The following is a 12,591-nucleotide window of genomic DNA, read 5'->3' on the forward strand; positions in this document are numbered from 1 at the left end:
ATTTTCGCCCTCAACGTTCAGGACGCGAACGCGTAGCTCGGCGCTGCCGCAGGGCTTCGATTGGCGGCAGATCCGGCAGAAAAATCCGTGCCAGCGCGCAAAGCCGCCCTCGCACGGATTTTTCGAGTGCAGCCAGTACGGCTCCCCCTGGAGCCAGGGCTAAGAAAGCTCCCCATGGGGGTGAGTGGGCCGCGAAGTGTGGCTCGTGCCAACGCGGGAGCTGCGTGCCATGGGTAAGTGGAAGATCGAGTTAATCAGTCAGGATCGCGTTCTTGTGAAATACCAATGTGCGCGGGGCAGATATTCCATAGAAATCGGATTGACGGAAGAGAGGGACGAGGAGGGCCGTCGCATGTGGGGTGACTTGTACAGTTGGCGCACGATGAGCGTCATGACTCGCGATGAGGCGATAGCATTTGCGCGAGCCTCTCTGCTCAGGCAGGCGTGGGAGTGTCCGCCGTGCCAGAACTGCAAACGAAAGGGATCGTGGTGCGGTGAGTGCGTGTTTGAGCACGTGCCGTTCTGAGTGGCCAGGGCCGAGCTGGGACTGCGGCACCTCTTGTTCTTGTTCCCGAATCTACGCTGCACAGTGGCCTACAAATCAACGATCTGGCGCCAACCGATCTGGGGCGCGGCATTGGGTTGCAAGCGGAACCTTCTCGAACATCACAATCACGCGGGCCTTTTTGCACAAAGAGATGGAATAGGCAGGATAGCCTTTCGGCTGCTCATGGGCCACAGTCGTCCCATGAGTCACACGCGCATCCTTCGCACCCGCCTGCCGGCGACGACACACGCAGTCGTCGAAGCGATCGCGCGTCAGCAACAGCTCACAGAATCTGCGTGGCTGCGGCGCTTGATCGAGACGACGCTCCAGTCTTCGGGTGTGGTGCTCGAGGCGGGCTTGAGGGACGAGCCGCCACGCCAGGCGAGATTGATGGTCCGGCTTCTGGCGGATGATCAGGCGCTGCTCCATGCACGCGCCAAGGCGCGGGGAATGCCAATGGCGACGTATGCATCGGTGGTGATTCGGAGTCATCTACGAGGCGTGGCTCCTCTTCCCAAGGAGGAGCGGTTGTTGCTTACCCAATCGCTCGGGGCGCTAAGTTCCATCGGTCGCAACCTCAACCAACTCGCCCGACATGCGAACCAAGGGGGCAGGGTGACCGGCCCGAGCCGGGAAGATTTGAAGACGCTGTTGCGTGCATGCGAAGGTTTGAGGAACCACGTCAGGCAATTGATCGACGCGAACCTGCGTAGTTGGGAGACGGGCCACGGGTAAGCGCACGATCGACCTTCGCAGCCAGAAACCACTCCTGGACATAGTGAGCTATGGCCGGCGTTCGCCAGGACGCGGTCGAACCTTCACTCCGGCCGAGCGGGAGCAGATCGGTCGAACTGTGGCCCGCGTTCCCGAGGTCATGATCAAGGTGACGGGCGGCGGGCGAACTGTGGGCGCCGTGTGGAGACATCTTCGGTACATTGACCGGCGCGGTGAGCTTGAGCTTGAAACGGACGATGGGGAGAGGCTCCGATTGAAGGGAGCGGAGAAGGCGCTGCTGGAAGATTGGGGGCTTGCGCTGCAGGAGCGCGAAGACAAGGCGGTCTACACGGGCTTGCCAGGGAGAAAGCCGGCGAAGCTGGTGCATAACCTAATGTTCTCGATGCCGAAGGGAACGCCGCCACATAAGCTGCTGGCGGCCGTTCGTCACTTTGCTCAGGAGACGTTCGCGCTTCAGCATCGCTACGCGATGGTGCTGCACACTGATCAGGATCACCCCCATGTGCATCTCGTCCTGAAGGCAGTGAGCGAGCTGGGCACGCGTCTAAACATCCGCAAGGACACGTTACGGCAATGGCGGCGCGACTTTGCGGGAGCACTACGTGCCCAGGGTGTCGCCGCTAACGCGACGGAACGGGCGGTGCGCGGCGTGAGCAGAACGCATCAGAAGGACGGGATCTACCGGGCCATGCGCCGAGGGCAGTCGACGCGCTTCGAGGAGCGAGTGCAATCTGTGGCGGGCGAGCTGCGGAGCGGGCGAGTCGATTCGGGCGATGGCAAGGAAAAGCTCCTCGCGACTAGGCGTGATGTGGAGCGAGGATGGTACTCCGTAAGCGCGCTGCTAAGCCGCGATGGCGACTTAGATCTCGCGAGCCAAGTCCGGCAGTTCACAAAGGAGATGCAGCCGGCCTACGTTGATCGTGAATGGATAGCCGCGGAATTCATGCGTCGATTGAGAGCCCCGACCCTGCAGCAGCCGAGGGCTCGCTAGAAGTATCGATCATCAATCTTGGCCAGGGTGAGGGGCGAATCTTGCATCGAAATACGACGCAGCTTTCTTCGCTCATGTCTCTACATGAAGAAGCGATAATCGTAGATTTCGTTGATGATTTCCGGTGATTGTTTGACGACTTGGGAAAAGACCTGCGAGTAATGTATGGTCACCGGCAAAGTGCTGTACAGCGTATTGTTGTTCCAGTTCACCTTGGTCAAAGAGAGTACGCTGGAGCACGTGGCATGCCATCCGCCTTCGCCTGTGAATCTGCGAAGCATGATCGGGCTAGGCAGTGGCTTTAGTGCCGCTTCCTTGAATACGGGCTGGTTCGAACGCTGCTGATTAACGCCATCAACACTCCCTTGCGTCCAGAGTAAGCACTCATCTTTTGTTAACGGCTGATAGAGGCCGCGACCAACGGGGTACATTGCCGGCCCCGGGGGATTACCTTGACGCGACGGTGCATCGACCTTTAGGCCGTACCAATTGTTTGTTCGGACGACTTGGATAAGTTCAATATCGGTCTTTGACCCGAAGGCGTCGAAGGCTCCTTGGATCTCGTCGTCTGTGAAGTGCGTGGTCTTGTGCACATAGATCTTTTTGGGCATGCGTCCGCCATGTCCGTTCTGGTAGAGCAGTAGGCTCTTCGACATGATCGATTGCATCTCTTGGTAGCTGAGATATGGGTTCCCTTTCTTGTCGGTCACATATTCGCGTGTGTCGTATGCGATGAATTCGAAGCCCGTTCCGTCCGGGTCGAATACTTGACTGCAGCATGTGCTGTACTCGGCACCATCCGGCTGTTTCTTGATCGCATAGCTTAGCCCGATGTACGCCTCATCCTTATCCCAGTCGGCAAGCTTCCACGGAATCCCGCCAGCTTTTGCATACAAGGCTACGCTCATTCCCCACATTACGTTCGCGCGGCACTCTCGCGTGAATGCGGTTTCATTCACGATCTGAATCGGTATGTTGAGAGGCGCGAGCTTGGCCTTTATGCGATCATGAAGATCGAAGCCGTCATACTGATAAGAAGCCTTCCAAGCATCAGGAAGGTAAACAATTAGCACGTCGAAGGTGTGCTTGATACGCATGAGCGCGCCAAGCCCCTGAAGAATTGCGTTCACAAGGCCATTGCCATTGCCCGCAGCCGCAAGCGCAGTGCACTCCGGCGGCGTTGCCACGCGTAACGCGGCCGTCGCGGGTATAAGGGTGCTTCTAAATACCTTGTCGAAACCTTCATAGGCGATGTAGTAGTTCACAGCATCCTTCGGCTGCTGCTTCTTTCGCAGTTCGTCCACGATCGAGTCGATCTTTTCGAGGAGTTCAGTGGGGGCAAGATAGGCAAGTCGGACCTGAGAAACGATGCCCAGGCCGGCGCTGTACGGGCCAAGGTCGTTGAGACCACGCAACGGGTGCTTGTGCGTTTTACTGTTGGCGAACAGTAGGTCGGGCTCTGGAAGCGAAAAGTTGCTGGCGAACTCGTTGGGGTTATCAGCCATGTGCGGCGTTCCGTTTGCTATAGGCCGTGCGCGTGCTGATCTCGAACTTCGCGCTGTAATCGGATGCGGGGAAAGCGCTAATGGCTACCGTCTGACCCTGGCCTATGTTGCCGAGTAATATCTGTATCCAGGCGCTAAGCATGTCGAATGCTTGAGTGTTGTATCTCTTGAGCTTTCGCGCGCGAAGGAAGTCCTCTGCATTCTCACGCTCCTTAAGCGGAGAGATCCAAACGTCAGGCCGCAACATCAGCCAGAGAGCACCATTTCTTTCCTCGATACGCATGGAAACTGATTCGGCCCAATAGACATCTTGCAGGCCGAAGACTTTGCCTGATACTGGAGCAAGTGATCCTCTGTATCCGAGTGCTTTCCGCAGGGGCTCGTAGATGTCCTGAGTTGCCGCGTCATGCTTAACGACGGCGTACCATGTGCGGTCATCTTTGCGAAGATATACTGGCTTGTCCCTTACGGCGGCTATCGCGATGGTCTCTTCGACAAAGGACTTCATCGTCCCTGAGTTATCAACAGAATCAATCAGATTCTCGAATTCATAGTTTTCCACCTTACGAATCTTTGTTGCATCCAAAACTTTCGCGAGTTCGCCGGCCCCTCCCCAGAATAGCAGGCGGTCGGTATAGGCTAGCGTGCAATCCGGTCTGGCGTTGAAGGCCGCGGATCTCACGTCACCCATGACAATTTCGCCATCGTACTCAATGGTGCCGCATGACTCTGGAAGCTTCGCTATTCGCAGCGCATTGGTGCGCAGCATCGGATATCGACTTCCTGGAGTTGGCAAGGCAATCGAGACCGGCTTTGCAATCGCGGTTCGGACTTTCTCATCAAGCTCCTTCGGCCTCTTCTCTATATTCTTCCAAATCTTCGACAGCATCTCGTCGAACGTTCCTGTTTGAACCAGGCCGCATTTGATTCCTCTACTGTGTGCGTAGTCCATCAGCTCACGGACGTTCTGCGCAACTCCGGAGATCTTTGGCGCCGTCCAAAACAGGCCGTGAGGAAAAGCATTGTTTTGGTCTATGGCAGCCCTGAGCATCGACATCACATTGCCATCGCGCCCGCTATAGCCAGCCATGATCAATCCAAATCGGGTGGCAGCAGCGACGAGGCACTTTTGAAGCTCCTGGTCATTGCTTAGGAGGTCCTTGCTAAGGTTCTTAACACTTTGATATCTGAAGTCGCCATGCACTTTTGCATAGAATGGAAATTGATCGCCATTCAGAGCTTCAAGGGCGGCATAGGAGCCTTCAAGATGAAAGGTCGCCAGATTCTTCCCGGCCATTGCGGAATAAGCGGTCTCGACGACTTCATCGAAGTTTGTCGTAAAGACGAGTCGAGCGCGATCCATGCATAGCAGCGCGGCAAGTGCACGATGCCCGATTGTGGATGATATCCTTTGAGTTGAAAGAGCATCGTTCAAATATTTCTGCTGCGCGGCGTAGTCATTGCCAAAGGTCCTTTCAAAGTAAAAGGAGTACTCGCGGGGATCCCACAGCGGCGGAAATCCTCTGCTGTCCATGTAGCCCTGAATGCGCGTCTGAACGGCCTTATTGGCGGCGTCATGATCCCGAACGTCCTGGTTCTGTTCCAGACAATAGAGTTTCCGCTTCAGGTCCCAAATGATGTCGGTCGCTGTTGGTAGGCCGGAGCTTCGAGATGCACCGGCGCCGAGAAACCACATGAGATGCGGGCCGGCTTGAATGACATGTCGAAGGAATTCGATCTCTGTAAGCTCGGGAGCCGCCATGCCTTACTATCCGTCGTGCTGGTGTTTGTGCTTGTTTATGCGAGCTATACGAGAAATCCTTCACAGTTGCAAGAGGTGAGATAACTCACCCATCGGATGCTTTGTGGATGCAACGGAAAGTGACCGCGAGCAGTCCGGGAGACGCGGCTGTCCACGTTTTGTCAAGTGCGTCACAGGCCCACGCAGTCACTTCGTTATAAAATGTCTTCCCTCAGTGACTAGCGGCGAAAGGCAAGAAGCCATGAGTGTTACGGGCGCCAAGATCGGAGTGGAGGCGGCCGCACAAGAGGAGCCGGGGTTGCGCCATGGTCTCGATACAGAGGCACCAACGCACCTGCAGTATCTGAGCAAGACGAATGAGAAGCTCGTTACGTTGGATGGCAGGGCCATCGACGTCTGGCGTCTTGCGCCTTCCACCAACGACGCCCACTTGAGTGAGTGGGCAACGCGCTTTCGCGAGCACTATTGTCTGGATCGAGAGATCGATGCATTAAGAGACGGCACCGGCCTATCGAGAGCGCAGTACCTCGCTGAACTGGTCTTTCCCGATAAGAGCGCGGCTCCCGGGCCCTCGATAAGGGCGGGGGACTTCGCAGAGATCCTGGTCGCCGATTACGTCGAGTATTTGCTCGGCTATTGGGTACCACGATGCCGATACGCCGAGAAAGCGGTTCGTAATGAGTCAGTGAAAGGTGTGGACATCTTGGGATTTAAGATGCCGGACCCTTCGAGCGAGTCTCCCTCGGACGAGTTGTTCGCCTTCGAGGTCAAGGCGCAACTGGCAGATGGAAAGTACAGCGGCCGTCTCCAGGTGGCGATCGATGACTCGCGCGCCGACTACTTCCGGAGGGCCATGACGCTGAACGCAACCAAACGACGGCTCATGCATCAGCAGGATGCCCGAGCGGGCATAGTCCAGCGCTTTCAGAATCCCAGCGATCGACCTTACCTGTATCGATCTGGCGCCGCGGCCATTCTCGTCGATGGAGTATACGACCGCGCGGAAATTGAGCTCTCCACGACGGCCGAACATCCGAATCAGCAGTACCTTTCGCTGATTGTGATACGCGGCGCCGATCTCATGTCTCTGGTTCACGCTATGTATGAGCGCGCGGCCAATGAAGCCTGAGTTTAATAGCCGGCGCCTGTTTGGCATCACACGCTCGACCGGCAAGATGTATGAGTTTGACCTGCCGAAGGAATCGCACGTCGTCGTGCCACCGCACGACGAGCCGGAATCACTATTCGTCCTTACCGTAGGCAATCTGGGGGATGCCGCGGCCAGTCTCAACGAAGGTCAGCTGAACGAAACCCAGGCGCCGAGTACCTTGCCGGTCGCTTCCGACGATTTGCAATTTGCCGCCAGCTTCTTCGATGCCTTTCTGGCATCACGCTTTCGCGACGAGATTTCGCGTGATGTCACGCTTCTGGCAGCTTCCGCATACTACCTGGCGCATCGGCCTGGGAGCAGCTTCGTGCTTGCGGAGCGATTACCCGATGGCTCCGATGATGCCCCCGTGACGCAGGTGCTGAGGTGGATTCTGCGCGGTCGTTGGGAAAGCTACCCGACGATCCAGCACCAACTGTTCGGCGATGGGCTGCAATCGCTGGTCAGACTCATTGCCTACCACTTTTACGACGGCTCCGGGAGGATGGAAACATTTGCCAGGCTCGCAGCGCTCCGGGCCCAGGCGTATGCGCGGGCTTCAGCTCGGGAGCTATTGTTCATTGATCTGATTGCCTCAATTGCAAGAATTCGGCTCACGCGCTCGGCATGGACCACGCTGCCTGTCTACACAGGAATTGCGGTAGAAGCCTGGAGACCCATCATTGGAAGAACCGGGTTCCCGAAGGAGCTCTGGCCGGCGCAAGTCCGCCTCGGAGAGCAGGGAATATTTGCTGGGCGCTCCGGAGTGATACAGATGCCGACCAGTGCCGGCAAGACCAAGTCGGTCGAGATTATTCTGAGAGCCGCGTTCCTAGCCGGGAGAACGCAACTCGCGGTTGTTGTCGCGCCTTTCCGCGCCTTGTGTCACGAGATTGCGGCCTCCCTGCACGGTGCGTTTAAAGCAGACGGCGTGACCGTGAACGAGCTGTCCGATGTACTGCAACGTGACTTCCTGAGCGAGTTCGCAGAGTTGCTCGGGCCGGGTTACGTGACCGAGAGTCGGATCCTGGTGCTCACGCCAGAGAAGTTTCTGTATGTGCTGCGGCAGGTGCCGGAGATCGTCGACCGGATCGGCGTGGTCGTTTACGATGAAGGACATCAATTCGATACTGGCAGCCGTGGCATCACATACGAGTTGTTGCTCACGCAGATCAAATCCTTGTTGCCTTCTGGCGCCCAGACGATTCTCATTTCGGCGGTCGTCAGAAATGCTCAGGCATTGTCTCAATGGCTGATTGGCGATGGAGCGACAGTAGTCGATGGGGCAGGGCTGCACCCCACGAGCAAGGCGTATGCGTTTGCCAGTTGGATGGATCAGCTTGGGCAGCTGATGTTTTTCGAGTCCACCAACTTTACCAACAGAGACTACTTCGTTCCACGGGCCATCGAGCAGCAGCAACTTGCCAAGCTAAGCTCGAGGGAGAAGGACAGGTACTTCCCGGATCGCGGCAGCTCGACGGAAACTGCCAAGGACGTGTCGCTGTACCTCGCTATCCGATTGGCATCGAAAGGAGCATGCGCCATTTTCTGCGGACGCAAGGACACGGCGGCGGGAATGGCGCGCCGGATCGTCGAGATCTATAAACGCGGCTACTCGCTGCCCGCGCCGGCAATCCATGCCGATCAGAACGAGCTCGGGCGACTTGTATTTTTAATCGACCGGCACTTTGGTGACCAGTCAATGGAAGCCCAAGGCGCTCGCCGCGGGCTTTTCGTTCACCACAACAATACGCCGCACGGCTTGCGCCTGGCCATCGAGCATGCCATGCAACACCGGCTCATACCGCTGGTAGCCTGCACATCGACGCTGGCGCAGGGAGTGAATCTACCCATTCGTTACCTGATCGTATCTGGTATTTATCAGGGAGCCGAGCGCATCAAGACGCGCGACTTTCAGAATCTGGTCGGGCGGGCCGGGCGAGCCGGCATTCATACCGAAGGGGTGATTATTTTTTCGGACCCGAGTGTCTACGACAGGCGTCGCTCGCGAGATGACGGCTGGCGATTCAAAATTTCGTGTGAGCTGCTCTCAGGGGACAACGCCGAGGATACCAGCAGCTCGCTGCTCGGGCTGGTCGCCCCCATCGGAACTCCGGATGACAAGAGCGAGCTGCTGGTCCCGGCGGATAATCTGTGTCAGCTGATTTACTCGTCGGAGCCCGAATGGGTCGCCTGGGCAGCTGAAGTCGTTCGGCTCAATCCGGCACATAGCTTCACCGTCGATAACGTCGTTGCTGAGTTGCGCCGACGCCGGGTAGATATCGTCGCGATCGAGAGTTACTTGATGGCCAACCGCGGTCAGACTTCCTTCCCGGAATTCGCCGCCACCGTCGAACAGCTTGCCAGAGGCACGCTTGCATACCATCTGGCAAACGACGACCAAAAGTCTGCCCTCACTGTGCTATTTCAATGGGTGGCTCGATACATTGAAGCGCAGGCCTCGGCGGTCGAGAGGCAGGCGGTTTATGGGAAAACCTTGTTGGGTGTTATCGATGCCAGACTGATAGAGCAATGGGTGGCTGAACGGCGCGACCGCTTGCTCGAGCTTACGTCTCCGGAGGAATGGCTCGCGGCTGTGTGGCCGATGTTCGCTGCCTTCAATAGAGATAAGTTTTTTCATACCGTCACTCCCGCGGCGCTCGCGTTCCAGCTCACCGGATTGTGGATGCAGGGAAAGAGTTTTCGAGAAATCCTGCAATATTGCCGCGCTCAGAAGGGTAGCAAGCCGTGGGGCGAAGAGCAGCGGCGCGCTCTGGCCGAAAGCGACGTTTTGGACTTCCTTCAGAACACTCTGTCCTTTGAATGTTCGTTGATCGTTGCGGCGATCGAGCAGTTCCTGTTTGAGTCGGCTTCCGAATCCAGTCCAGTGCGGGCCGGATTTCGGCTGTTCCAGAAGTCTATGACCTATGGATTGCCCGACGAGCTGGCGATTGCGGCATTTGAGTATGGCTTCTCGGATCGCATGCTGGCTCAGGACCTGCGGGACGTGCTAGGGATCAATGAATCCAAAACGAATATCCGCGCTCTGGTTGCGGCTAAGGTTGACACTGTTCGTCAGAAACTCCTGGAGTATCCCAGCTACTTCGAGGCTGTTTTAAACGGTCGCATTTGAGCCATTGTCGCGGCGCGCAACAGAGTAGAAATGTTGAAACAGGACGCGATATTGTGCGACAAGTTGCGCTCCATTTGGGAGGCCCGTCAAAGGGTTGAGCCGGACGCGACACGCTAAGACGACGCGACGAATTTTCACACTTGGCTCGCATAAGCCTGAGACAAGTGTTTTTCATCAAAGGCGTAAAAAACGAAGACTTGTGAATCTTGTCGTGCTTCACGCATCGTGTGCCCGTGTGAGCCGAGTTGCGTGCTGTGAGGGCCTGTCAGATGAGCAATACGTTCTTTGGCCTCCTCGCGGAGTTTGGTGAAGCGAATATCCCGCTGGATAAAATTGCTCCGAAGTATTTCGGATTGAGCTACGAGGAAGCTCGGCGTCGTGCCCCTGCGAAGCTACTCCCCTGCAAGGTGTTCAGGCTTGGTGGGCAGAAGTCTCCCTGGCTCGTCAGTGCGGTCGATCTTGCAGACCTGATTGATCGACAGCGGCAGAAGGCTGGTTAACCGCTTCGCGTGCGGTCGATCGACGTTTCTGTCTCGGGACCTCAGTGTTGCCCTCAACTGCCTCTGGGAGCTCTCGCACCTTTTCCGGTCGCAAGTTTGTGTAGCGCTTCAGCTCATTCCAGGACTCGTGAAGTGTGAATTGCGCAACTTCATGGATCTGGTATCCGCGCTCAAACAGCCGACTGGTCGCTTCGTGGCGCATGTCGTGAAAGCGGAGATTCTCGATACCAAGAACGTGACAGGCGCGAGTGAACGCGTCGCAGATGCTTTTCGGTTCGTAGGGAAATATATACTCACTGGTTTTAGGTTGGCGCTCAGCGATCGCCCAGGCTTCCGGCGTGTACTTGAACCGTCTGTGGTTTCCTTCCTTGGCGGTCGGGTGCTTCGCATCGCGAACCAGGCCTGTGCGCGCCTTTGCATCGTTGTCGTTCCACTCCAATCGGCAGATCTCGCTCTCGCGCCGAGCAGAGTGAATGGCAAACCAAAGGATATCGAGCATCGGTATGCGTGCTCGTCGATCCCTCCGCCGGAAGTGGTCGTCCAGTTTCTTAAGTTCCTCGAGGGTAGGGCGCCGATCCCTTCGGCGGCTCTTGCCGATCAACCGGAATTCCCGACAGGCGGTTCTCGCTTCTTCGACGACCTCTGGCTTGACCAGAACGCCTTTCACGCTCTTGGCCGCGCGAAGCACGACCGAAAGCCATGTAAGGTCATTTCCCACCGTAGCCGGTCCGGCGCCATTTGCCCGCCGAGATCGGGCGTGATCGATCAATGCGGAAGGCGTCAGCTTCAGGGCATCCGACTGTCCTATTGGATGCTTTTCCAGGAATTCGAGCTGACACTGCTTTGTTCGTTGCCATTTCGACAGGCTCTGGAACGAATCGATGTACCAACGGATCAAGCTCGCCAAGGTGACGTCGCCGTCCTGGGCGCGAACCAGAGCTGTAGGGTCTTCAAGCTCGACTTCGCGTGCCCGAGCCCACTTTTCGGCAGCGGCGCGACGGGAGAAGGTCTTCGCCTCCTGGTGGACGAGGCTCTTGCCATGATGCATACGGATCTGCGCTGTGTACCCGCATGACCCATCGGCTCGCTTTCGCACTATAATTCGTGCCATCGTGAAGTCTCCGAGCTGGTACAGGCCATTCTTGTACCAATTTTGTGCCAGCTGCAAGTGGAAAATGGCACCGAATTCGCAGAAATCCCGCAGAAACAGGTATGACGGAAAAGGCTGAAAAAATAGGCGTTTCGCTCGGTAAATCCAGCCTTTCAGTGGCTCGACGCGTGTCGGTCGCACCAATGATGGACTACACCGACAGGCACTGTAGGTATTTCCTGCGCCTGCTCAGTCCCAACACTCTCTTATATACAGAGATGCTGACCTCGGCCGCCCTGGTCCGGGGCGATGGCGCGCGCCTGCTGACTTATGACAATGCCGAGCACCCCGTGGCTTTGCAGCTGGGCGGTAGCGATCCGAAGGAGCTGGCGGTTGCGGCGAAGATGGGCGAGGACGTCGGTTACGACGAGATCAACCTGAATTGCGGCTGCCCGAGTGATCGGGTGCAGAGCGGGCGCTTCGGCGCTTGTTTGATGGGCGAGCCTGAGCTGGTGGCTGAGTGCGTGAGCGCGATGCGTGCGGTGGTGAGTGTGCCGGTGACGGTGAAGTGCCGGATCGGCATCGAGCCGATGCCGCAGGCGGCGGATGAATATGAGTTCTTGCGTAACTTCATCGCGACGGTACATGCGGCAGGTTGTGACGTGTTCGTCGTGCATGCCCGCAAGGCCATCCTGAAAGGGCTGAGCCCGAAAGAGAACCGCGAGATCCCGCCGCTGAAGTACCACGTCGCGGCGGCCTTGCGAGCTGAGTTTCCGAAACTCACATTCGTACTCAACGGCGGCATCAAGACCGTCGCAGAAGTGCAGACCCATTTGCAAACATTCGATGGCGTGATGATCGGGCGCGAGGCCTACTCGAATCCATATCTGCTGGCGCAACTCGAGCAAGCCGTGTTCGATCCGAGCTGGAGCCTGCCGGCGCGTGAGCTGGTGATTCAGCAGTACGCAGACTATGTGCGGACCCGGCTGGCCGAGGGGCATCGGCTGCGAAGCATGGTGAAGCACGTGCAGGGTCTGTACGCCGGTCTGCCGAGAGTGCGGTCGTGGCGGCGCTATCTTTCCGAAGGTGCAGGTCAGCCCACGGCCGGTGCGGACCTGCTGCTCGATGCCTTGCGTATCGTGCAGGCCGCCTAGTCTCGATTCAAAGAAAACACCTAAAAG

The 12,591-nt window shown here is 57.3% G+C and carries 9 protein-coding genes; 6 read left to right on the top strand and 3 right to left on the bottom strand.

Features of this window, described 5'->3' with window-relative positions; translation table 11 throughout:
• Nucleotides 1-589: 589 nt before the first annotated feature.
• Both mobC and EKO19_RS21950 read left to right on the top strand, forming a co-directional pair.
• Nucleotides 590-1,282: a plasmid mobilization relaxosome protein MobC gene (gene mobC, locus EKO19_RS21945; RefSeq protein WP_129778640.1), complete on the top strand. Its 693-nt coding sequence runs from the start codon at nucleotides 590-592 to the stop codon at nucleotides 1,280-1,282.
• 139 nt (nucleotides 1,283-1,421) lie between these two features.
• Nucleotides 1,422-2,273: a relaxase/mobilization nuclease domain-containing protein gene (locus tag EKO19_RS21950; protein WP_129778641.1), complete on the top strand. Its 852-nt coding sequence runs from the start codon at nucleotides 1,422-1,424 to the stop codon at nucleotides 2,271-2,273.
• Between the two features lie 80 nt (nucleotides 2,274-2,353).
• Here EKO19_RS21950 and EKO19_RS21955 read toward each other — a convergent pair whose 3' ends face one another.
• Nucleotides 2,354-3,778, bottom strand: coding sequence for an argonaute/piwi family protein (locus EKO19_RS21955; RefSeq protein WP_129778642.1), 1,425 nt, complete (start codon nucleotides 3,776-3,778; stop codon nucleotides 2,354-2,356).
• Complete coding sequence (locus tag EKO19_RS21960) at nucleotides 3,771-5,540, bottom strand: SIR2 family protein (protein ID WP_129778643.1); 1,770 nt, start codon at nucleotides 5,538-5,540, stop codon at nucleotides 3,771-3,773. The genes EKO19_RS21955 and EKO19_RS21960 overlap by 8 nt, the downstream gene beginning before the upstream one ends.
• A gap of 241 nt (nucleotides 5,541-5,781) precedes the next feature.
• Between EKO19_RS21960 and EKO19_RS21965 the strand changes: the two genes are divergently transcribed.
• From EKO19_RS21965 to EKO19_RS39975, 3 genes are all read left to right on the top strand, one after another.
• Nucleotides 5,782-6,669, top strand: coding sequence for a DUF1837 domain-containing protein (locus EKO19_RS21965; protein ID WP_217705519.1), 888 nt, complete (start codon nucleotides 5,782-5,784; stop codon nucleotides 6,667-6,669).
• The gene (locus EKO19_RS21970; protein ID WP_157995389.1) at nucleotides 6,659-9,820 is read left to right on the top strand and encodes a DEAD/DEAH box helicase; all 3,162 of its coding nucleotides are present in this window, start codon (nucleotides 6,659-6,661) and stop codon (nucleotides 9,818-9,820) included. Before EKO19_RS21965 ends, EKO19_RS21970 begins: the two co-directional genes overlap by 11 nt.
• Before the next feature lie 269 nt (nucleotides 9,821-10,089).
• The gene (locus EKO19_RS39975) at nucleotides 10,090-10,320 is read left to right on the top strand and encodes a pyocin activator PrtN family protein (protein WP_129778645.1); all 231 of its coding nucleotides are present in this window, start codon (nucleotides 10,090-10,092) and stop codon (nucleotides 10,318-10,320) included.
• On the opposite strand, the gene EKO19_RS21980 is transcribed toward EKO19_RS39975, so the two are convergent.
• Entirely contained in the window at nucleotides 10,265-11,368 is a 1,104-nt protein-coding gene (locus EKO19_RS21980) for a tyrosine-type recombinase/integrase (protein ID WP_157995390.1), read from the bottom strand. The genes EKO19_RS39975 and EKO19_RS21980 overlap by 56 nt on opposite strands.
• Nucleotides 11,369-11,532: 164 nt before the next feature.
• On the opposite strand from EKO19_RS21980, the gene dusA reads away from it, so the two are divergent.
• Nucleotides 11,533-12,564 (top strand): tRNA dihydrouridine(20/20a) synthase DusA, encoded by a 1,032-nt coding sequence (gene dusA / locus EKO19_RS21985; RefSeq protein ID WP_129778647.1) that lies wholly within the window; start codon nucleotides 11,533-11,535, stop codon nucleotides 12,562-12,564.
• Nucleotides 12,565-12,591: the final 27 nt, after the last annotated feature.

It is taken from the genome of Peristeroidobacter soli, from assembly GCF_004138485.1.
GTDB lineage: Bacteria > Pseudomonadota > Gammaproteobacteria > Steroidobacterales > Steroidobacteraceae > Steroidobacter > Steroidobacter soli.

Coding starts and splice junctions, on each gene's coding strand:
- EKO19_RS21980 (WP_157995390.1), bottom strand. CDS start 11,368: ATGCATCATGGCAAGAGCCTCGTCCACCAGGAGGCGAAGACCTTCTCC.
- EKO19_RS21955 (WP_129778642.1), bottom strand. CDS start 3,778: ATGGCTGATAACCCCAACGAGTTCGCCAGCAACTTTTCGCTTCCAGAG.
- EKO19_RS21950 (WP_129778641.1), top strand. CDS start 1,422: ATGATCAAGGTGACGGGCGGCGGGCGAACTGTGGGCGCCGTGTGGAGA.
- EKO19_RS21960 (WP_129778643.1), bottom strand. CDS start 5,540: ATGGCGGCTCCCGAGCTTACAGAGATCGAATTCCTTCGACATGTCATT.
- EKO19_RS21965 (WP_217705519.1), top strand. CDS start 5,782: ATGAGTGTTACGGGCGCCAAGATCGGAGTGGAGGCGGCCGCACAAGAG.
- EKO19_RS39975 (WP_129778645.1), top strand. CDS start 10,090: ATGAGCAATACGTTCTTTGGCCTCCTCGCGGAGTTTGGTGAAGCGAAT.
- dusA (WP_129778647.1), top strand. CDS start 11,533: ATGACGGAAAAGGCTGAAAAAATAGGCGTTTCGCTCGGTAAATCCAGC.
- EKO19_RS21970 (WP_157995389.1), top strand. CDS start 6,659: ATGAAGCCTGAGTTTAATAGCCGGCGCCTGTTTGGCATCACACGCTCG.